We start from the raw sequence: 20,041 nt of genomic DNA on the forward strand, positions 1-20,041 counted from the left end.
TTAGTTGGTTCTTTGTTTCACAGCTTCATAAATCAAGATACCCGCCGCTACGGAAACATTGAGCGACTCGATAGTGCCCAACATCGGGATTTTCACCCATTCATCGCAAAGAGCCAGGTTTTCATAAGAAACTCCTTTATCTTCAGCACCCATAATGATACACATCGGCCCTGTATAATCAGCTTTCATGTAATCATAGTCACCTTTTTCTGTGGCCGCCACAATGCGAAATCCACTATCTTTAAGGTATTGCAGGGTATTCTTCAGATTCTGCTCGCGACAAACCGGCAATACGTGCAACGCCCCGGCGGAAGTCTTCATGGCATCCGCATTCACCGTCACACTACCTTTGGCAGGGATAATAACGGCATCTACCGCCGCACATTCGCAAGTACGGGCAATAGCTCCGAAATTACGGACATCCGTCACTCCGTCAAGCATGACAAACAGCGGATTCTTCCCCTCTTCAAACAAGAAAGGCACCATATCTTCTGTTTTCTGGTAGGTAACGGAAGAAATGAAGGCGATCACCCCCTGATGATTCTTGCGGGTTATGCGGTTAATACGCTCCACCGGAACACGCTGAACAGGAATCAAAGTCCCCTTCAATGCAGCGAAAAGTTCCTTGGACAAATCACTCTGGATATCCTTTTTCACCAGAATCTTATCGATTTCTTTTCCTGCCTGTATTGCTTCTATCACAGCGCGAACGCCGAAAATCATTTCACTCTTATCAACCATCTTTGAGAAATTAAAAATTATGAATTATAAATTTAAAAACTACTTTCCGACACCAAGGAGCACTTTTGCATTATTCAAGGCTGCTTCTGTCAAAGTAGCGCCGCTCAACATATGAGCTATTTCCTCCACCCTCTCCCCATCTGCCAGACGACGGATGTGGCTATTGGTTTCTGTTTCATTGTCTTGTTTATAGACTTTATAATGTGCACATCCGCGGGCGGCAATCTGCGGCAAGTGGGTGATACTGATAACCTGACGGTCTTGCTCTCCCATCTCCTGCATGATATCCGCCATACGGTCGGCTATTTCACCGGATACACCGGTATCTATTTCATCGAATACGATAGTGGGCAGTTTTACCGCACCGGCTATCATTGCCTTGATAGACAACATGACGCGGGCAATCTCACCCCCGGAAGCTACAGACGAAATGTTCTGCAACGCACCGTTCTTATTGGCTGAGAAAAGAAAGTTAACAGTGTCCTCACCATGCACACCGGGTTCTTTCCTCATTCCCATCTCCACCTGGAAACGGACATTAGGCATACCAAGCGGCACCAGTCGAGACGTCATCTGCTTCTCAACTTCGAGAGCAGCTTTCACACGGGTTTTGGTCAAGACAGCCGCCTGCTTCTTCACCTTATTATATAAGGTATCACAAAGTGCTGTCTGCCCGGCGATACGTTCATCATAAGAAGTAATGGCCGCCAGCTTGGCTGAATATTCTTCAGTAAGCGTCAGCAACTCCCCTACGGTAGCTACCCTGTGTTTTTGCTGCAAAGTATAAATCAGGTTCAAGCGGTCGTTCACTTCCTCCAGCCGGTCAGGATTGAACTCTACATCTTCTTCCTGCGAAGAAATTTCCTGGGAAACGTCTTTCAACTCAATATATGTACTTTCCAGGCGTTCGGCAAGTTCTGTAGCGGGAGAATAAACCTTTTGCAGAGCCAGCATCGTGTTCAGACTCTCCTTTAACGAGGCCAGCAAACCTCCTTCATCAGAAGTCAACAACTGTCCGGCACGGAATAAACCGGCTTTAATCTCTTCGGCATGGCTCAATGTGTCAGCCTCCTGTTCCAGTTCTTCCTGCTCACCGGCTGCCAGATTCGCTTCTTCCAACTGCTCCAACTGGAAGCGGATATAATCTTCATCAGCCTTATTCTGCTCGGCGCGGGCTATGAGGTCTTCCAAGTCCTGCTGTGCCTGCTTCCAGTCTTTGTATAAGGACTGGTAAACAGAAAGTTGTTCATCATTATGAGATAATATATCAAGCACATTAAGCTGAAATCCCTCCTTATTCAACAAAAGATTCTGATGCTGGGAGTGGACGTCGATGAGCTGCTCACCCAATTCCTTCATCTGCACAAGCGAAGCCGGAGTATCGTTGATGAACGCGCGGCTCTTACCTGAAGCATAAACTTCACGGCGTAAAATGCATTCGTCCTCATACTCCAATTCATTTTCTTCAAAAAAAGGTTGCATACCATAAGCCGATATATCAAAACGGGCTTCAATCACGCATTTAGAAGCACCTTGCCGGATGGCTTTCACATCGGCACGCTGTCCGAGCATCAAGCCGATAGCACCCAATATGATAGACTTTCCGGCACCCGTTTCACCCGTAATAACGGAAAAACCTGCATCGAAACCAATATCAAGTTTCTCTATAAGAGCATAATTCTGTATGTAAAGCGAACGTAACATAACTTATTTACAAATTAAATCCTTACTCACTTCATATCATTGTTTCATCTTTTCCCACTCAGCACTCAGTGACGGATTGACAGAAGACAGCAATTCAAAAACGTCCTCTTTTTCCTTCATCGCAGCCTGGGAATAGAGATTCACTAATTCATCTTTCTTTATTTCCGTGAACAAACCGGGCAATGCCGACATCGGTTTATTCTGTTGTGCCTGTTTCAAACCGCCCAACGCTGTCGTAATCGCAGCACGGGCACGAATCGCATTGACTGAAAGTTCATCCATTCCTGTACGATGATAATCATACATCAGTTTGCGCAAAGGCGACATACCGTCCTCCAGATAATCGGAGACCAGCGCATAGCGGTTACGGCTACTGTCGAATGCTTTCCACCCGGTTTCACCGAGGTTCTGCGCAGCGGTTACGATATCTTCGGCCGCCCGAAACAGTTCTGTACCGCCTTGTGGGGCCATCGTATCCATATCCAGACCGATAATCATATAAGCATAATAGGCAATAACGGCAGTCAGATTATTGTCAATAACATTATCCCGCAGTTCCAACGAATCGAACTCACGATAGTTGAAAGCAATATCCGTATCCTTAAAGCTAAAAACTACCGTCTGATAACCGGATTGCCAGACAGGACGTGTAGACTGTACAATCAGCTCACACTTCCAACGTCCGTCCGCCTCATTATATTCTTTCACGGTCAGATTCATAGAACAACGAATCCGTTCATTCACTTCATACTGCGCCTGCGTCCACCTACGGGTATTGATAAACTCCATCAAGGCGTTTTCAAGCGTAGTAAAAACCTGTGTACTCGTACCTTGTATCTGAGAATAATTCACCGTAAATTTACAATTCAATTCCTGGGCAGCAGACTTTAACGCCACCACAACCAGAAGCAAAATCATATAAAGTGTCTTATTCCTCACTAGCTATATTTACTTATTCTTCATAACTTCCACCAGACGATCTACAATATCCGCAGCTACTTCTGCCTTTGATTTCAACGGAAAGTCCGTCTTGCTTTCACGGTCGATAATACTAATTTTATTCGTATCGTACCGGAAACCGGCTCCCTTATCATTCAGAGAGTTCAACACGATAAAATCCAGATTCTTCCGTTGCAACTTATCTTCAGCATTATGCTGTTCATCATTCGTTTCCAAAGCAAAACCTACCAATATCTGGCGATCTTTCTTCATCTGCCCCAGACAGGCGGCAATGTCTTTCGTAGGTTTCAAACGCAACGTCATTTCCCCTTCCTTTTCCCGCTTTATCTTAGCATCAGCAACCTGTTCCGGCGTAAAATCGGCAACAGCAGCCGAAAGAATTGCAGCATCAGCCTCTGCAAAAAAGTTACACGCTACATTATACATCTGATCTGCCGATTCCACAGCAAACCAACGTACCGGATATTTCAATTGCTGTTGCACCGGACCTGACACCATAATGACTTTAGCTCCACGGGCAGCACATTCATCCGCTATAGCAAAGCCCATCTTCCCGGAAGAATAGTTACCGATAAAGCGCACCGGATCAATCTTCTCATAAGTAGGTCCGGCAGTAATCATAATGGTCTTACCCCGTAAATCACCTTCTTTCCCGGCAAAATAATTCGCCAGATGCTGAATAATGACTTCCGGTTCTTCCATACGCCCCTTGCCCACCAAATGACTGGCAAGTTCTCCCGTACCCGGCTCGATAATATGATTTCCATAAGAGCGAAGCGTATTCAGATTCTTTTGCGTAGAGGGATGGGCATACATATCCAAATCCATGGCAGGCGCCACGAAGACAGGAGCTTTTGCCGACAAATAGGTCGTTATCAGCATATTGTCCGCCACACCATTTGCCATTTTACCAATAGTGGAGGCAGTGGCCGGAGCAATGAGCATGGCATCCGCCCACAGACCGAGATCCACATGGCTGTTCCACGTGCCGTCACGCTGGGCAAAGAATTCACTGATAACCGGTTTGCTCGTCAGCGCCGAAAGCGTAATGGGAGTTATAAATTCTTTCCCTGCAGGAGTTATGACAACCTGTACCTCAGCGCCTTGTTTTATCAGCCCCCGGATTATATAACAAGCTTTATAGGCAGCAATACTTCCGGTTATGCCTAATACAATTTTCTTCCCTTTCAGTGTATTCGCCATGACACTACTTATTGGTTAATTCACGTAGACGGATCTTGGTCAACATTGCCTTGGTGTTCAGCGTAAAGTCGCTGTTCAGTATCCAACTATAATAACCCGGATCACGTTTCAGGACATCGGCTACCGACATTCCTTTATATTTTCCGAAGTTGAAGACTTCAACCCCATTATCATCATAAACCATACGTCCGGCGAAATCCACATTCTTATTGAAACTGGAATAATCAGCCAGAAAAGCGATATCATTCTGAAGTTCCGCATAGCGGTCAAGCTGGGACATCAACACTTCATAAGTGGCTTTCGTGTCGGCTTCCGCCGTGTGCGCATCTTCCAGATTCTTTCCGCAATAAAACTTATAGGCGGCAGAAAGCGTACGCTGTTCCATTTTATGGAAAATGACCTGTACATCCACAAACTTGCGGCGACTCAGGTCAATATCTACACCGGCACGGAGAAATTCTTCCGCCAGCACGGGAATGTCAAAACGATTGGAATTGAATCCTGCCAGATCGCATCCTTCTATCTCATTGGCAATGCTGCGTGCCACTTCCTTGAAAGTAGGACAATCCGCTACGTCAGCATCGTAAATACCATGAATGGCAGATGCTCCTTCCGGAATATGCATCTCCGGATTGATACGGAGTGTTTTTGATTCCTCGTTACCATTGGGGTGTACTTTGAGATAACAGATTTCTACGATACGGTCTGCATTGATACTCGTTCCAGTAGTCTCCAAATCAAAAAAGACAATCGGATTCTTGAGGTTTAGTTTCATTATTTTCTTATTTTATAGTTGACAAGGGGACGAGTTGACAAGAGAACAAGGCATTTCCAGCATAACAGCACACAACCCTTGTCTCCTTGTCAACTCGTCCCTCGTTAACTCTATTATTTTTTTTAATCATTCAGCATCATCGGCATCAACAACATCAGCAAGTCTTCATTTTCTTCCTGCTCAACGGGAATGATGACACCTGCACGTGACGGGTCTGCCAATTCTATCACGACTTCATCCGCAGCAATATTATTCAGAATATCAATCAGGAAAGTCGATTTGAAACCGATGCTCATCGGATTTCCGTCATACTGGCATGCCAATGTTTCTTCGGCAGAAGTAGAGAAGTCGATATCCTGAGCAGAAATCACAATCTGATTGGGCTGCATACGCAACTTAATAAGGCTGCTCGCCTGTGATGAGAAGATGGACACACGACGCAGGGCGCCTACCAACTGCATACGGTCAACCGTCACTTTATAAGGATTATTCTGCGGAATCACTGAGTTGTAATTCGGATAGCGTCCTTCAATCAGACGGCACACCATACGATATTTCTCTAATGTGAACACGGCATTACGCTCATCAAATTCAATCAACACCTGTCCTTGTTCTTTCGGCAACAGGTTCTTTATCAGCGAAGCAGGCTTCTTGGGCAGGATAAACGCAGCACGTTCACTTCCTTTGGCAGCCAGCGTCTTGCAGCGCACCAGTTTATGACCGTCCGATGCAACCATCGTAATATCTTCCGTCGTAATATCAAAATAGATACCGTTCATCACGGGACGTAGCTCATCGTCCGCCGTAGCAAACACAGCACGGTTAATACCACCCAACAATACAGACGCTTCCATCTCTACGCGCACGGCATTATCACCCAACATAGCCGATTGGGGAAATTCATCCGCATTCTGTCCCATCAGGCTGTACTTACCGTTCTGATACTGTACTGTGATTTCCAATGAATCGGTGTTAACCTCAAACGACAACGGTTGCTCGGGAATTTCCTTCAAAGCGTCCAGAATAGTTTTGGCAGCTACGGCAAAACGTCCGTCGGCATCGCTTTCATTCACTTCAACTGAAGTCACCATGGTTGTTTCACTGTCCGAAACGGTTACTGACAATGTTCCGTCTTTCAGTTCAAAGAGGAAACAATCCAAAATGGGCAACGCATTCTTCGAATTAATCACACGGCTGATAGCCTGCAAATGGCTGGAGAGCGCAGTACTCGAAACGATAAATTTCATATATTCTGTGTATTTAAGTTTTATATTATTCCCTATTCGTACTATAACTTCATAGTATCGGACAAAGTTACAAAAAAAGATTTTCCCACAGCAAAGAAAATTAAGAAAAAACGTCTGGAAGTACTCCGGATTTCCCTAAAAAATTGTAACTTCGCAGCATCATTTAAAAAGAACGCAATGGAATTTACAGGAAAAATCATCGCTATACTTCAGCCAAGAGGCGGAGTGGCAAAGTCGGGCAACGAGTGGAAATCACAGGAATACGTGATTGAAGATCACGGCCAATATCCCCGCAAAATGTGCTTCGATGTTTTCGGAGCAGACAAAATAGAACAGTTTAACATCCAGATGGGCGAAGAACTGACCGTATCATTTGATGTGGATGCACGCCAATGGCAAGACCGCTGGTTCAACAGTATCCGCGCATGGAAAGTGGAGCGTGTCAACGCAGCTGCTCCCGCAGGCGCACCGGGTGCTCCCGTTCCGCCGCCGGCACCGGCAGCCACACCTGATTTCCTGTCAGGTGATGCAAAAGACGACCTGCCTTTCTAAATCAGGACTTTAGTATCAATAAAAAAGGGAGAATATTCTCCCTTTTTTTATTAATATCTTTTTTCATTATTCCACCTCACCTTTATCGCCCTTATACAATAGCACAAGGTTCGGATAGACAGTTCCTTCCACACAAGTAAACTGAACAGCAAGTATAAAATGCCGGAAGAATTTAGCCTGACGGAAGAAAAAGTTAGGTATCAGGCGCACATACGTTTCCGGCTGATGCAGCATTTCCTCCATATCCACCATCATCACAAAACTATATGCCTGCGAAAGGCTCGCTATGCCTTCTTCATACATCGGAGTATCATCCAGCACCTCGCCGTTCTCCATCGCGTCGATATAAGCCGTAAGGCTGACGGCATCCGGAGCCATCAGCAGATGCCCCCGATAAAAACACACATAGGTATAAAGGGCAGACTCGGTGATGCCTGTCAGCTGGGTCAGCACCGTATTCCGGGGTAATACGAAAAGACGGTACCCCCTCGATTTCGGATAAAGATGATATTCGGGAGAGTCTTGCGGCAAAGGCGGCGCATCCACCTCTTTCGGAGTAGTATAAAGCAACGACTGCAAACGCCGTTCCGCCTGCAACACATTCTTCACCGGCACACTCATCACTGCGCACGGATATTTATTCACCGTATCTTTCGACTGGAAGAGACAGGATATCACCTGGTCACCGGCATACGTTTTCAGAAAATCAAGCCATTCTTCATCTCTTTCCTTTATATAATCGGAATAAGTAGCCTTGGCATATTCCTGCTCCGCCGTAAAACCGCACATGGCATCCATGTCCGAAATAGCCCAACAGTCATAGAAGAAAGTGGAAAGCGGCAGACGCTCTCCCGGAAACCCCTCTATAGATTGCTGGCGGCGCAACGCATTTATGAAAGTATGCGTTGTGTCCGATCCGTGACTGAGGCCTGAACAGTAAATAGCGTCTTCATTCAACTTCAAATCGAACTCCGCCCAACTTCCCAGATAAATCTGCGAACGAATGCCATCCGTATTCTTTCCCATATCCACCGACTTGATACGAACATATACCGTAGCCTGCACATTGGCATTCTTTCCAGCGTGCATCAGCTTGAAAGACGGCAGTTCAATCAGCGAGTTCTTAGAAATCCGGGCATCTATCACCTGCTCTATCAGCCGCTTCTGAAAACTGATCGCCAAGAAGTCCGGTGTGAAATAAGCAGCCAGGAAACGTCCGTCGGGCATAGGATAAATACTGATTTCCTCCCCTTTGTAATCGAAGAACTTAGAAGGGAACGAGCTGGAACAATATTTCCGGATAAACGACTCCACCAGTTCGTAGTCGCCTGCACCCAGACTACAATACAACACCTGATTCATCGGATTATCCGGCTCATGAAAGCTGATAAGCATCTTGTTCATCTGTTTACTGAACCCATGCGGAGTATCCTCAAGCAGAGTATGCAGGTAATTTTTCAGATAAACAAAAAGTTCGGAAGCATAAAGGAAATGATTGTCTTTGCTGCAACTCAGCCCGTTGATGTCATCCACCAACTCCGCCATCCGGTCAGTTTCCAACACGGCCATCGCACTCTGCGGCACCAATGTATAAAGATTAAAATCTTTCTGGTTCTCCACCGCGTTCAACCTGAAGAATGAATACACCCCAAAACCTGTACATAGCAAGACTATGGACACAATGATGGCAATTCTTATGATAAGGCGTAACTTCATGGTTTTTCAGGCATCAAGTTTCGGCAAAAATAATTATTTCTACTAATAAAACAAAACAAATGTTTCAAAAACTTTAGTAGATATAAAAAAGTTTTAGCTTTTTGCGCCTTAAAACTCTATTTCCATCCCATCAAAGGTCAAATGCACATGAGGCGGGAGCTGTTTTTCAAGTTCGGCATGCAAACCTGCATGATGACTCATGTGAATGAAATACGTATCCCGCGCACCGATTCGCTTCGCCGTCTCCAATGCCTCGGAAATACTCTGATGCGTGGGATGTGGTTTTACACGCAAAGCATTCACAACGAGAACATCCAGATCGTGCAATTGTTCATAGGATTCTTCCGGCATGGTCAGCATATCCGTAATATAAGCCATACGCTTGCCAATGCAGTACCCCAGGATGGGCAGGCGTCCGTGCATCACCTGAACAGGGATAATCTCCGTATTATTGATAAAGAAATTCTTCCCCGGCTCCACTTCCTGCAGGAATATCTGCGGAACGCCTGGATATTTATGTTCCAGAAAACAATAAGGCATCCGCGCACGCAAGTGGGATGCGGTATATTCATCAGAATAAATGGGAATTTCACCAAAGCGGCAGAAGGGACGCAAGTCATCCAATCCACCCACATGGTCGTAGTGTTCATGGGTTATCAGCACACCATCTATCTTTTCAAACGAAGACGCGCGCAGCATCTGTTCCCGGAAATCCGGTCCACAATCAATCAGTATCACCGCATCGTCCGTATGCAACAAAGAAGATGCACGCAAGCGGTTGTCACGCGGATCAACAGAAGTACAAACTTCGCACTTGCAACCAATTTCAGGCACTCCTGTCGATGTTCCGCTTCCTAATATTCTCAGTTTCACGTCAATTAAATATTAAACATTAATTATTAAATATCAAGCGACCGAAGCTACTGCTTATCAGACAATCGACATTTATACTAAATAAAGTTCACTTCGGGATGAATGTCGATACCGAATTTTTCACGGACTGACGCTCTCACAGCATCCGAAAGCGCTACGATATCGGCTCCCGTCGCTCCGCCCCGGTTCACCAGCACCAGCGCTTGTTTGTCATGCACGGCAGCAGGTCCCAGCGACTTACCTTTCCAGCCGCACCGGTCTATCATCCAACCGGCAGGAATCTTTATCCGGTCAGCATCCAACTCATAGAAAGGCATTTGAGGATATTGTTTCTGCAAAGCCTCGAACACCCCACGCGGCACGACAGGATTCATAAAGAAACTGCCTGCATTCCCCAGCACTTTCGGATCGGGTAATTTGCTTTCGCGGATGCGGATAATGACCCGGCGCAATGTTTTCAGGTCAACCGGACAATCCTCCAACTCCTGGCGAATCGTACCGTAATCCAGCGTATAATGCTCTTTCTTGCTCAACCGGAAACAGACATACGTGACGAACACCTGCTTCATCTCCGGGCGTTTGAAGATACTGTTCCGATATGAATAACCACATTCATCTACCTGGAAAACGCGCTTCACACCCTGTATGTTCACTGTCTCCACAGAAGAAATCAAATCTTTCACTTCCACGCCATAAGCTCCGATATTCTGCACCGCACTCGCTCCCACTTCTCCGGGAATGAGCGACAGATTCTCGGTACCATACCATCCATGCTCTACGCAATATGCCACAAAATCATCCCAAACGACACCGGCACCAACACGTACCCGCACCGTTTCTTTATCTTCCGTCGTCACCTCTATGCCACCGATGCGCGAATGCAGTATCACACCTTCATAGTCACCGGTAAACAGCAGATTACTACCTCCGCCAATATGCAGATAAGGAGAAGTGATACGCCCTGCGGCAATCAGCTCCTCCAGTTTTTCTACCGAATCGTATTCCAGGAACACGGCAGCTTCGACATCAAGCCCAAATGTATTGGGAATCTTCATTCAATTCTTAATTATTAATTTTAAATTATCAAATACTTGTATCTTCATATTTATACAATTCCCAAGCCCCTCTGTGCCTGCGAAAATAAAAGATGTTAGTATACCCGTTTCCAATCCCGTTCACTTTCAGAACCTTCGTATTCGAGTCATCATTGTTCTTTTGTCCGTAATTGATGTTGGACAACTTATCCACAGGCAATACCGGACGGAAAGCGTACCACTGGTTCAGATCGAGAGTTGTCTCCAGAATTGAAAATTCATCATCCGGATCTATCGTTATGTACTCCAGCGGCTGGCGGATATGCCGGCTCTGATAGAGACTGTCCGTCACGAAACGCGAGTAAAAGGCCACGAAATCCTCGTCCTCTCCCTGCTCTATCTGCCTCAGATTAATGGCTTCCAGCATCCAGGCGCCCTTGATGCGTTCAAAGTAATACTTCTTCACCATACGGTTTTCCAGGAAGATCCACTCCACCTGTACGGACGCAACAGCGGTGTCACCCACCAAGTCCAAGTCCTCCTCATTGTCGAAGAGCAACGTGTAATAGCTCTGCTGAGTGAACAGATAATCATGCTTCCAATCCGCTTTCTCTATTTTCGACGGAGTATCTACATCGTAATAAGACAGCGGAAACTTCGTCCGCTGCCGTTGCAGGACGTCATCCGAAGCATAAGCATAGATGAAGTCATCAAACGATTCATCCGCCTCTATTGGTTTGGGGTCAGTATCAACCTCAACCTGTGGCACTGTATCAGTTTTGTGTGAAGCTGAATCCACCATATTGGTGATTGTCACAAAAGGGTCTATCTTCGTTTTCTTGTTTCCACAGGACACCAAGAAAACAAGAAGACACAGCCCCAATCCTATTTTCCTCATTCTTTACCGGACCATAAAGGTCACTTATTTAGTTTAGCTCTTAATTTCTCAAGCATATCCACTGTCATGGATTCTAAATCATATTGCGGTTTCCAGTCCCATTCTTCGCGGGCACAAGTGTCATCCAGACTGTCGGGCCAGCTGTCGGCAATGGATTGCTTCAAAGGGTCAACCTCATATACCATTTCAAAATCGGGTACGTGCTTCTTTATTTCCTGGTAGATCTGTTCCGGATCGAAGCTCATGGCAGCAATATTGAACGCATTCCGGTGCTTCAACCGTGCCGGAGCCGCTTCCATCAATGAGATAGCCGCATTCAGTGCATCAGGCATATACATCATATCCATATAAGTGCCCGGCTTCAAAGGACATACAAATTTCTCACCTTTTACAGCGGAATAATAAATATCCACTGCATAGTCGGTAGTTCCGCCACCCGGAGGGGTTACATTGGAAATGATTCCCGGAAAACGTACCGCACGGGTATCCACTCCATATCTTGTGTAATAGTAATCACTGAGCAATTCAGTAGTCACTTTCGTCACTCCATACATCGTGCGGGGACGCTGAATCGTATCTTGCGGTGTCTGCACATGAGGCGTAGTTTCTCCAAACGAGCCGATAGAGCTCGGAGTGAACACTGCGCAACCATATTCACGCGCTACTTCCAGCACGTTCCACAGTCCGTCAATACCGATTTTCCAAGCCATAGCCGGACGGCTTTCGGCTACTACCGACAGCAAAGCGGCCAGATTATAAATCGTATCAATCTTAAACTGTCGTGCCACAACTTCAATAGACTGACGGTCCGTAACGTCGGCGATAGCCGATGGCCCCGATGCCTTCAGCTCCCCTTTGGGCATAGCACTCGGAATGTATCCGGCTATAACGTGGTCATCACCATAACGTTTACGCAACTCCAACGTGAGTTCCGAACCTATCTGTCCGGTAGCTCCAATTACCAAAATATTCTTCATACGACTTATTTATAAGGTGCTCCATCCTTAGAGACCCGCAAATATACATACTTTTTTTTCATTATTCTATCATTTTGCTATTGTTTATTTGAAGAAAAATCGTGTCCTTTGTATCGTCTACTATTAAGAAGACAAACTTTTAAATTATAAAGCTATGTACGGGAAAATGAAAGAACACCTCAGCAACACGCTTGCTGAAATTAAAGAGGCGGGACTCTATAAAGAAGAACGCCTGATTGAGAGTGCACAACAAGCTGCTATCAACGTAAAAGGGAAAGAAGTGCTGAACTTCTGCGCCAACAATTATCTGGGCCTGTCCAACCATCCGCGACTGATTGCCGCCGCCCAGAAAATGATGGATCACCGTGGCTACGGTATGTCTTCCGTACGCTTCATCTGCGGCACGCAAGACATTCACAAGGAACTGGAAGCTGCCATCTCCGACTACTTCAAGACGGAAGACACCATACTCTATGCTGCTTGCTTCGATGCCAACGGTGGTGTATTCGAACCGTTATTCACAGAAGAAGATGCCATCATTTCCGATTCTCTGAACCACGCTTCCATCATCGACGGTGTACGCCTGTGCAAAGCCAAACGTTACCGTTACGCCAATGCCGACATGACCGAACTGGAAAAATGCCTGCAGGAAGCTCAGGCACAGCGTTTCCGTATCATCGTGACGGACGGTGTATTCTCTATGGATGGCAATGTCGCCCCGTTGGACAAGATTTGCGACCTGGCAGAGAAATACGATGCGCTGGTTATGGTAGACGAGTCGCACTCCGCAGGTGTGGTAGGTCCTACAGGACATGGCGTGAGCGAATTATTCAAGACTTACGGACGCGTGGACATCTATACCGGAACGCTGGGCAAAGCCTTCGGCGGCGCTATGGGCGGATTCACTACCGGACCGAAAGAAATCATCGACCTGTTGCGTCAGCGCAGCCGTCCGTACCTGTTCTCCAATTCAGTAGCTCCGGCCGTGATAGGTGCAAGTATCGAAGTGTTCAAGATGCTGAAAGAAAGCAACGCACTGCATGACAAACTGGTAGATAACGTAAACTACTTCCGCGATAAGATGACAGCCGCCGGCTTCGACATCAAGCCGACGCAGAGCGCCATTTGTGCCGTGATGCTGTATGATGCCAAATTATCTCAGGTTTATGCGGCACGTATGCAGGAAGAAGGTATTTATGTAACCGGATTCTACTACCCTGTAGTTCCGAAAGATCAGGCACGCATCCGCGTACAGATTTCGGCAGGGCACGAGAAAGAACATCTGGATAAATGTATCGAGGCATTTATTAAGGTAGGAAAAGAACTGGGAGTATTATCGCGCTAAGGCACGATAATGTAAATTGACTGAAGTTTCGCAAGTTCTTTATATTATTGATTAAGTTCTTTATATTATTGATAAACAGTAGTATCTCAATTCTCCTCCTCCCGGGAGGAGGAGTACCCGAAGGGGGAGGTGGTAGGTGAAACAATAAAAACATCTATAAAAGAACATTAAGAAATGCTTTTCTCACCTACCACCCCACCCTACGGGCACCCCTCCTCCCAGGAGGAGGGGAATTGAGATAGTTTTGATAACGCAAATGTAACTTGCGAAACTTGAATAAATTGAGAATTGAAAAATACCATTCGACCTAACGGCAAGAGTCTTTATATTGCGCAGCCAATTTTCAATTCTCAATTTTTAATTCTCAATTCTCAATTTTCGGCAGTATCACTGTAAACCGGCTCCCCTTCCCCTGCTCCGACCACAGTTCAATCCTCCCCTGCAACTTCTCCATAATCACCTGGCAGATAGAAAGTCCCAGGCCCGTACCTTGTGAGAATTCATCCTGTTTATAGAACCGGCTGAAGATCATCTTCTGCTCGGCATACGGAATGCCGCAACCTGTATCTTCCACATAAACCGCCACTTCCGAAGTATCAGGCAGATAGCGGTAACCCAGTTTGATATACCCCGAAGGAGTAAATTTAGAAGCATTATTCAGGAAATTCGTAAGCACCTGTATCAACCGGCCCTTATCCACATTTATCTTTACCGATACCGTATCTTTCTCTTTAATAAATTCCAACTGTTCCGGTATCAACATCTGATGGGTCAGATAGACTTCATCCACCAACTCAGCCACTCCGCACGGAGCAAACTCAAAGGACATATACCCCGATTCGAGCCGCGAAAGTTCCAGTATATCATTTATCAGCGTCAACAGCAAATCACTGTTCCTGTTGATAGTCTTGATATATTCACAACGCTCATCCGGTTCCAGATCCTCATCAGCCGCCAGAATATTGGAAAAGCCGACAATCGCATTCAGCGGTGTACGAATCTCATGGCTCATATTCGCCAGGAACGACTGTTTCAGCTCGGCCTTTTCCGCCAACAGACGCGCTTCTTCCAGTTCCTGTTCATGGTCTTTAATATCCTGTATGTTCAGCAGCAATCCGGCGGCTTTATATCCTCCATTCGGCAATGCAATGGTCTTGTAGCGGAATTCCCACCACTGATACCCTTTTCCGTTAAAATCGCAACGCGCCTGCACCGCCACTTTACGAATCATGGATATTTTCCTCCAGTTTTCATGCACCTCATCCCAATGCTCCGGATGAATGAAATCAATCAGTTTCTCGAATGTGAGCACCTTCGATCTCATTCCCTGTGATTTCCAGAAGTCACTCTCAAAAATGAAATAATCATTCTCCAGCTTCCATGCATACGTATCGCTCCCCTCAATAGCAAGCGCCAGCGTCTCTTTCTCATCTTCCAGCGCATTGAGAGCTTTCTTTTTTCTCCCCTGCTCCCGCCGGTAAAGGAAAAACAACAAGACAAACAACGTAAGCAGCAAAACCACAACCGAAAAGACAATTCCTCCCCACAACAGAGGATGGTTCTTGCTGAACGGGATATGGATAATGGAGTACTTTCCGGGAATATCCGCTTTCGAAAGCCCCCTTTGCACCATCACGTCCCAATCTACCACATATTCTTTAGCGCTATTTGCAATGGGCATATCCAAAGGCTTCTCACCATGCAGAATCCGGACAGCAGCATCCACCATCTCCCCCACTTGTATGGAAAGAGTAGTGATATAGCCGCCCAGCAATTTTTCGCCATAGCCAAATCCTTCATTGATAGCTGTCAGGCTGGGACTAGAACAGATATTTCCAATATTGACAGTCGTGAAATCCCTTTTCAATTGAAGATAACACCTATCTCTTGTATATTGGCTTAAACTCCACAAAAGTCCGGCATCCGAATGATCCTCCTGAACCCGGACAGCAATTCCCGCAAAATAAGTATAGCTCTCATCCTTCACAAATTCCCTCCACTCCCTGGTGTTCAAAACTTTAGAATTCATGAATCCTTTCACCTTCTTGCCTTCCAACTGTTCCCGGGCATCCTGCCTTATCTGTTTATCCAGATAAGTGGTGTCAATGAGGGTAAAGAGGTGCGTCCTCTTCCCGAACAGCTCTTTCACAACCTCAATATTCTCCATAAAATCTATTTTATCACGAAATCCGGTCACATTGGAATACTGCTTTATAAGCGACCAGTTGGGGTAATTCACTCCACCGAACACAATAGGCACTTCTTTTACCAGCGGATGCCCGCACTTCAATAACGAATAGGTGGCCTGATCTTCATTGACCAGTATGACCTCCGGCTTCCAGTCTTTGGAAACCTCGTCCAACAAGGAATACATCCGCAGAAGCTCCTCCTTTTCCTGATAAGCTTCACAATCCAGATAGAGTGTACGGACATCAGCATCCACCTCTTTCTTCCGGAAAGATTCAGCAATCATTTTATTGAAATCGGGATAAGCAGCATAGGTTTCTTCGTAGGAGTGCACAACCAGTATTTTTCTAACTTCTTTCTCCGAGCAACTACCCAGAAAAAAGCAAGCCGACGCTAACAGAAAGAGTAATATAAAATTGGTTTTACTCATAAAGCATAGTAATTCATGGCACATGTCATTTAAAGTAAAGCAAAGGTAAATCAAAACATCGGAATGGCAAAGACGAATATAAAAAAAAGCTGCTTGAATTTTTCAAGCAGCTCCTTCACTTTAGCAATTTATATCAAAAAGATTATTAACGTTCGCCTAATTTCACATCTACAAAGAAGATACCCGTAGCACCGGCTTTCTTAATCATATCAACGATACCCGCAGCCGTAGCTTCCTCTTCCACCTGTTCGCGGACAAATCCCCACAGGAAGTCCTGAGTTGCTTTATCTTTTTCGGCAGCAGCCACATCAACCAGCTTGTCAATCATTTCAGACACACGGCATTCGTGTTTGTAGACCTGTTCGAATACTTCCAGCGGAGTGCCGAAGTCATTGGGAACAACGTCTAGCTTATCAACCTTGGCTTTACCGCCACGTTTGATTACATAATCAGCCAACGCACAAGCATGTTCGTTTTCTTCCGCCCATTGTTTCTTCAACCAATGTGCCATGCCACAGAAACCTTCTTTCTCCATATAGAAAGACATAGCTAAATACATGTTAGCCGACCACATTTCAGCCGTAATCTGCTCGTTAATTGCATTCTGTAATTTTTCAGTAATCATAATCGTATTTTTTAATTAATTTGAAATCATTACAAAAGTAACAATGACACACATACTTTGTTCATCTGATAACATTTTTTATATAAAATATTCAGGATTCACCGGCGTTTCACTCAGAATATCCGCGGCATCGAAGCAAGGACACTGTTTTATCCACTCTTCCGGTTCTATTTCCCCGTTATGATTCAGGTCGGGACTGAGGTCGCGATGGCCCGCCACACGACTACCGGGGTAATCTTTCAGCAACAACAGAACGAGTACCCGAAGAGAATGTTTCTGAAAGTCGGTCCGGGTATCGGCAGGACGGCCATCCGCATCCAGACCGCCTTCATAGCAGATTCCTACCGAACTCCCGTTGTAGCCCTTCACGTGGGCACCGGGAATCTCTATCGCGCGAAGGGTTTTGATGTCTCCGTTCTTCCTTATATAAAAATGATAACCTGCGCCGGAAAAGCCCCGACGCAGGTGGTCTGCGGTTAAGTCATGTTCCGTATAGCAACGGTCAGCGCGGGTGGCGCTGCAATGAATGACAATTAAATCAATTTTTCGCATGAAAGTTTTTTTTAGTTATTTCCTGTCATGGCATGGGCACTCAGTGCGCCCAACATGGCAGAAGCCAAAGCGATTACGACTTTCAGAATGGCATCCCAGGAAATTTTCTTTTTCATAATTAAAATAGGTTAGTGATTAGTACTTCAAATTCTAATGCTTCCGGTGTAAGGATCAACCCAGCGGATTTTCATCCACGCCGCCCCCACTGCCTCCGGTGTTGCCTCCTTCTGACGATCCGCCTTCTTTATCATCCGGTTTCTCCAGGGTGAAGCTCACATTTGCCGGGCTTCTCGTGGTTGCGGTTGTCCCGTTCACCAGGCGCAACTCTTTGTCCGGTACGAAACGTATATTCACCCGTTTGATATTTCTCACCGTACAATTCTCCGACTTCTCCACGCCCGAGCAGCGGAAAGTCATGTGGAACGTTCCCAGTTGGTTCAACTTCACCTTGTCTCCATTGGCAAGATTTGCCTGGATTTCCTCCACCATAGCTTCGATGACGTGTTTCACATCGCCCTTGGTCATGGCACAATTCTTCTGGATATTGGCAGCCAGTGTGTCAATGTCCACCGTGCCGCACGTGCCCGGTTTCTGACGAAGATAAAACAACATTGCCGAGTCCTTGTCACTCACGATTTTTCTACGCTTAAAGCGTTCTACAATTACATCCATAAAATAAAGGTTTAGGTTAAAAAAACATTCTGTAATGCTTATCATTAAGCACATCACAAAGATACAACATTCAGAAGCCGAAGTCAAGTTTTCCGCCATTTATTTTCCTCAAATAATAATTATTTTTCACTACCCACAAACAACTAATAGCTAAACAATAATATCTATTTCGCATTCCTCATCATCCACTCCAACGGCGGCACATACTCCCCTATCTTCGTCATGCTGGCATTGTGCCCGAAGTACACATCACCGGTTTCTCCGTTGCGATGCTTCGCCACAATCACTACTCCCAAGCCTTCCGAGGGATATTTGCTCTTACGTTCCGTCGGTATTCCATAAACGGCCGGACGATAGAGCAACATTACAAGGTCGGCATCCTGCTCTATCGCCCCACTCTCGCGCAGGTCGCTCAGTGCAGGGCGGTGGTCGCCGCGTCCTTCGCACTCACGGTTCAACTGACAGAGCAAAATCACCGGCACACCCAGTTCTTTCGCCATCAACTTCGCCTTGCGGCTTGCCTCCGCCACTTCCTGTTCACGGTTACGATTCTTTTGTCCGGAAGCCATTTCGCAAAGTTGCAGGTAGTCGATGATGATACAGTCACACCGGCCTTTGCTTTTCAGCAAGCGCGCCGAAGAACGGATATGATCCATTCCCATCTTCGGATTGTCATCCACGTAGACGGGCAGGCGTGACAATTCGCGGGCAGTGTCCAAAGCCTGTTGCTGCTCGTCGGCGGTCATCAGTCCCGTACGTATATGGCTGGCATTGATGTCGGCGGCAGCGGAAGCTATCCAGCGGTCGCCCAGTTGTTCGCCCTGCATCTCAAGGCTGTAGACCACCACATACTTGCCTGCACGCCCGCCTGCCAGCGCCAGATGCAGCCCGAAAGCCGTCTTGCCTATCGAGGGACGGGCGGCAATAATGACCAACTCTCCCGACTGCCAGCCGGCCGTCATGCGGTCCAGATCGGCAAGCCCCGTAGGAATACCGGTGACGCCTTCCCGATTGTTTGCCACACGGCCATCCATCAGTTTCAGGGTGTCCTGCATCAACTGATCCATGTTGCGCAAGTAATCGTCAAAAGCAGCTTCGCCTTCCAGGTGGTCGGCAAGGTTATGCAGTTCTACCAATGTTTCAGACATATCTATCGTCACGTCCGAGGCAGCGGCCAACAGACGGTGCATACCGATGATGGCCTCACGCCGCACGTACTGCTCGCGCAGGATGGCGGCGTGCTGCTCCAGGTGGGCGGAAGAGGCCACGCGCGAAGTCAGCTGCGTCAGCCGGAACGGCCCGCCCACAGCATCCAGTTTGCCACGGGCGGCAAGTTCAAGCCTTACGGTGATGATGTCGATGCGCTTACCTGTGTGATACATGGCCAGCAGGGCGGAGAATATCTCGGAATGGCTCTGCTCGTAGAACATCTCCGCACGGAGTTTGTCGGCAACAAGCGTCATGGCTGCCGTCTCCAGCAGGCAGGCGCCGAGGACTACTTCTTCCAGTTCGGCGTCGTGGGGATTAAGAATTTCGGCCATAGCATTCAT

The 20,041-nt window shown here is 46.5% G+C and carries 19 protein-coding genes; 2 read left to right on the plus strand and 17 right to left on the minus strand.

Annotation, left to right across the window (positions count from 1 at the left end; all coding sequences use genetic code 11):
• From rlmB to dnaN, 6 genes are all read right to left on the minus strand, one after another.
• A complete protein-coding gene (gene rlmB, locus BUC01_RS17395) occupies positions 1 to 741 on the minus strand; it encodes a 23S rRNA (guanosine(2251)-2'-O)-methyltransferase RlmB (RefSeq protein WP_025831182.1) in 741 nt (246 codons plus the stop codon).
• A gap of 39 nt (positions 742 to 780) precedes the next feature.
• Positions 781 to 2,445: a DNA repair protein RecN gene (recN, locus tag BUC01_RS17400; protein ID WP_073314358.1), complete on the minus strand. Its 1,665-nt coding sequence runs from the start codon at positions 2,443 to 2,445 to the stop codon at positions 781 to 783.
• 36 nt (positions 2,446 to 2,481) lie between these two features.
• A complete protein-coding gene (gene porD, locus BUC01_RS17405) occupies positions 2,482 to 3,363 on the minus strand; it encodes a type IX secretion system protein PorD (RefSeq protein WP_073314360.1) in 882 nt (293 codons plus the stop codon).
• Between the two features lie 30 nt (positions 3,364 to 3,393).
• Positions 3,394 to 4,608: a bifunctional phosphopantothenoylcysteine decarboxylase/phosphopantothenate--cysteine ligase CoaBC gene (coaBC, locus tag BUC01_RS17410; protein ID WP_025831181.1), complete on the minus strand. Its 1,215-nt coding sequence runs from the start codon at positions 4,606 to 4,608 to the stop codon at positions 3,394 to 3,396.
• A gap of 4 nt (positions 4,609 to 4,612) precedes the next feature.
• Positions 4,613 to 5,383, minus strand: coding sequence for a 3'-5' exonuclease (locus tag BUC01_RS17415; RefSeq protein ID WP_025831180.1), 771 nt, complete (start codon positions 5,381 to 5,383; stop codon positions 4,613 to 4,615).
• Between the two features lie 122 nt (positions 5,384 to 5,505).
• Entirely contained in the window at positions 5,506 to 6,630 is a 1,125-nt protein-coding gene (gene dnaN, locus BUC01_RS17420; protein WP_025831179.1) for a DNA polymerase III subunit beta, read from the minus strand.
• Between the two features lie 177 nt (positions 6,631 to 6,807).
• On the opposite strand from dnaN, the gene BUC01_RS17425 reads away from it, so the two are divergent.
• Positions 6,808 to 7,182, plus strand: a complete 375-nt coding sequence (locus tag BUC01_RS17425) for a DUF3127 domain-containing protein (protein ID WP_025831178.1) — start codon at positions 6,808 to 6,810, stop codon at positions 7,180 to 7,182.
• A gap of 66 nt (positions 7,183 to 7,248) precedes the next feature.
• Here BUC01_RS17425 and BUC01_RS17430 read toward each other — a convergent pair whose 3' ends face one another.
• From BUC01_RS17430 to BUC01_RS17450, 5 genes are all read right to left on the minus strand, one after another.
• Entirely contained in the window at positions 7,249 to 8,898 is a 1,650-nt protein-coding gene (locus BUC01_RS17430; protein ID WP_025831177.1) for a hypothetical protein, read from the minus strand.
• 108 nt (positions 8,899 to 9,006) lie between these two features.
• The gene (locus BUC01_RS17435; RefSeq protein ID WP_025831176.1) at positions 9,007 to 9,771 is read right to left on the minus strand and encodes an MBL fold metallo-hydrolase; all 765 of its coding nucleotides are present in this window, start codon (positions 9,769 to 9,771) and stop codon (positions 9,007 to 9,009) included.
• 77 nt (positions 9,772 to 9,848) lie between these two features.
• Positions 9,849 to 10,826: a UDP-N-acetylmuramate dehydrogenase gene (gene murB, locus BUC01_RS17440; RefSeq protein WP_073314362.1), complete on the minus strand. Its 978-nt coding sequence runs from the start codon at positions 10,824 to 10,826 to the stop codon at positions 9,849 to 9,851.
• Between the two features lie 28 nt (positions 10,827 to 10,854).
• A complete protein-coding gene (locus BUC01_RS17445; protein WP_025831175.1) occupies positions 10,855 to 11,703 on the minus strand; it encodes a DUF4348 domain-containing protein in 849 nt (282 codons plus the stop codon).
• Between the two features lie 20 nt (positions 11,704 to 11,723).
• Positions 11,724 to 12,680: an NAD-dependent epimerase/dehydratase family protein gene (locus BUC01_RS17450; protein ID WP_073314364.1), complete on the minus strand. Its 957-nt coding sequence runs from the start codon at positions 12,678 to 12,680 to the stop codon at positions 11,724 to 11,726.
• A 154-nt stretch (positions 12,681 to 12,834) separates the two neighbouring features.
• Here BUC01_RS17450 and kbl point away from each other — a divergent pair, with 154 nt between their 5' ends.
• Positions 12,835 to 14,025, plus strand: a complete 1,191-nt coding sequence (gene kbl, locus BUC01_RS17455; protein WP_073314365.1) for a glycine C-acetyltransferase — start codon at positions 12,835 to 12,837, stop codon at positions 14,023 to 14,025.
• 364 nt (positions 14,026 to 14,389) lie between these two features.
• On the opposite strand, the gene BUC01_RS17460 is transcribed toward kbl, so the two are convergent.
• From BUC01_RS17460 to dnaB, 6 genes are all read right to left on the minus strand, one after another.
• The gene (locus BUC01_RS17460; protein WP_025831174.1) at positions 14,390 to 16,642 is read right to left on the minus strand and encodes a sensor histidine kinase; all 2,253 of its coding nucleotides are present in this window, start codon (positions 16,640 to 16,642) and stop codon (positions 14,390 to 14,392) included.
• Between the two features lie 145 nt (positions 16,643 to 16,787).
• Entirely contained in the window at positions 16,788 to 17,267 is a 480-nt protein-coding gene (locus BUC01_RS17465; protein WP_025831173.1) for a ferritin, read from the minus strand.
• A 78-nt stretch (positions 17,268 to 17,345) separates the two neighbouring features.
• Positions 17,346 to 17,819 carry an N-acetylmuramoyl-L-alanine amidase gene (locus BUC01_RS17470; protein ID WP_025831172.1) on the minus strand — a complete coding sequence of 158 codons (474 nt, stop codon included), beginning with the start codon at positions 17,817 to 17,819 and terminating at the stop codon, positions 17,346 to 17,348.
• A gap of 11 nt (positions 17,820 to 17,830) precedes the next feature.
• Entirely contained in the window at positions 17,831 to 17,935 is a 105-nt protein-coding gene (locus BUC01_RS25560) for a smalltalk protein (protein ID WP_159106496.1), read from the minus strand.
• A gap of 55 nt (positions 17,936 to 17,990) precedes the next feature.
• Positions 17,991 to 18,491, minus strand: coding sequence for an HU family DNA-binding protein (locus tag BUC01_RS17475; RefSeq protein ID WP_025831171.1), 501 nt, complete (start codon positions 18,489 to 18,491; stop codon positions 17,991 to 17,993).
• Between the two features lie 164 nt (positions 18,492 to 18,655).
• Positions 18,656 to 20,032, minus strand: a complete 1,377-nt coding sequence (gene dnaB, locus BUC01_RS17480) for a replicative DNA helicase (RefSeq protein ID WP_025831170.1) — start codon at positions 20,030 to 20,032, stop codon at positions 18,656 to 18,658.
• Between the last annotated feature and the right edge of the window lie 9 nt (positions 20,033 to 20,041).

The sequence above is a fragment of the Bacteroides stercorirosoris genome, assembly GCF_900142015.1.
GTDB classification, from domain to species: domain Bacteria; phylum Bacteroidota; class Bacteroidia; order Bacteroidales; family Bacteroidaceae; genus Bacteroides; species Bacteroides stercorirosoris.

What these genes read in the sequence shown, in the direction of transcription:
- recN (WP_073314358.1), bottom strand. Translation starts at nt 2,445, where the DNA reads ATGTTACGTTCGCTTTACATACAGAATTATGCTCTTATAGAGAAACTT.
- BUC01_RS17470 (WP_025831172.1), bottom strand. Translation starts at nt 17,819, where the DNA reads ATGCGAAAAATTGATTTAATTGTCATTCATTGCAGCGCCACCCGCGCT.
- BUC01_RS17460 (WP_025831174.1), bottom strand. Translation starts at nt 16,642, where the DNA reads ATGAGTAAAACCAATTTTATATTACTCTTTCTGTTAGCGTCGGCTTGC.
- BUC01_RS17415 (WP_025831180.1), bottom strand. Translation starts at nt 5,383, where the DNA reads ATGAAACTAAACCTCAAGAATCCGATTGTCTTTTTTGATTTGGAGACT.
- BUC01_RS17430 (WP_025831177.1), bottom strand. Translation starts at nt 8,898, where the DNA reads ATGAAGTTACGCCTTATCATAAGAATTGCCATCATTGTGTCCATAGTC.
- BUC01_RS17425 (WP_025831178.1), top strand. Translation starts at nt 6,808, where the DNA reads ATGGAATTTACAGGAAAAATCATCGCTATACTTCAGCCAAGAGGCGGA.
- murB (WP_073314362.1), bottom strand. Translation starts at nt 10,826, where the DNA reads ATGAAGATTCCCAATACATTTGGGCTTGATGTCGAAGCTGCCGTGTTC.
- rlmB (WP_025831182.1), bottom strand. Translation starts at nt 741, where the DNA reads ATGGTTGATAAGAGTGAAATGATTTTCGGCGTTCGCGCTGTGATAGAA.
- coaBC (WP_025831181.1), bottom strand. Translation starts at nt 4,608, where the DNA reads ATGGCGAATACACTGAAAGGGAAGAAAATTGTATTAGGCATAACCGGA.
- dnaB (WP_025831170.1), bottom strand. Translation starts at nt 20,032, where the DNA reads ATGGCCGAAATTCTTAATCCCCACGACGCCGAACTGGAAGAAGTAGTC.
- kbl (WP_073314365.1), top strand. Translation starts at nt 12,835, where the DNA reads ATGTACGGGAAAATGAAAGAACACCTCAGCAACACGCTTGCTGAAATT.
- BUC01_RS25560 (WP_159106496.1), bottom strand. Translation starts at nt 17,935, where the DNA reads ATGAAAAAGAAAATTTCCTGGGATGCCATTCTGAAAGTCGTAATCGCT.
- BUC01_RS17475 (WP_025831171.1), bottom strand. Translation starts at nt 18,491, where the DNA reads ATGGATGTAATTGTAGAACGCTTTAAGCGTAGAAAAATCGTGAGTGAC.
- BUC01_RS17450 (WP_073314364.1), bottom strand. Translation starts at nt 12,680, where the DNA reads ATGAAGAATATTTTGGTAATTGGAGCTACCGGACAGATAGGTTCGGAA.
- porD (WP_073314360.1), bottom strand. Translation starts at nt 3,363, where the DNA reads ATGATTTTGCTTCTGGTTGTGGTGGCGTTAAAGTCTGCTGCCCAGGAA.
- BUC01_RS17445 (WP_025831175.1), bottom strand. Translation starts at nt 11,703, where the DNA reads ATGAGGAAAATAGGATTGGGGCTGTGTCTTCTTGTTTTCTTGGTGTCC.
- dnaN (WP_025831179.1), bottom strand. Translation starts at nt 6,630, where the DNA reads ATGAAATTTATCGTTTCGAGTACTGCGCTCTCCAGCCATTTGCAGGCT.
- BUC01_RS17465 (WP_025831173.1), bottom strand. Translation starts at nt 17,267, where the DNA reads ATGATTACTGAAAAATTACAGAATGCAATTAACGAGCAGATTACGGCT.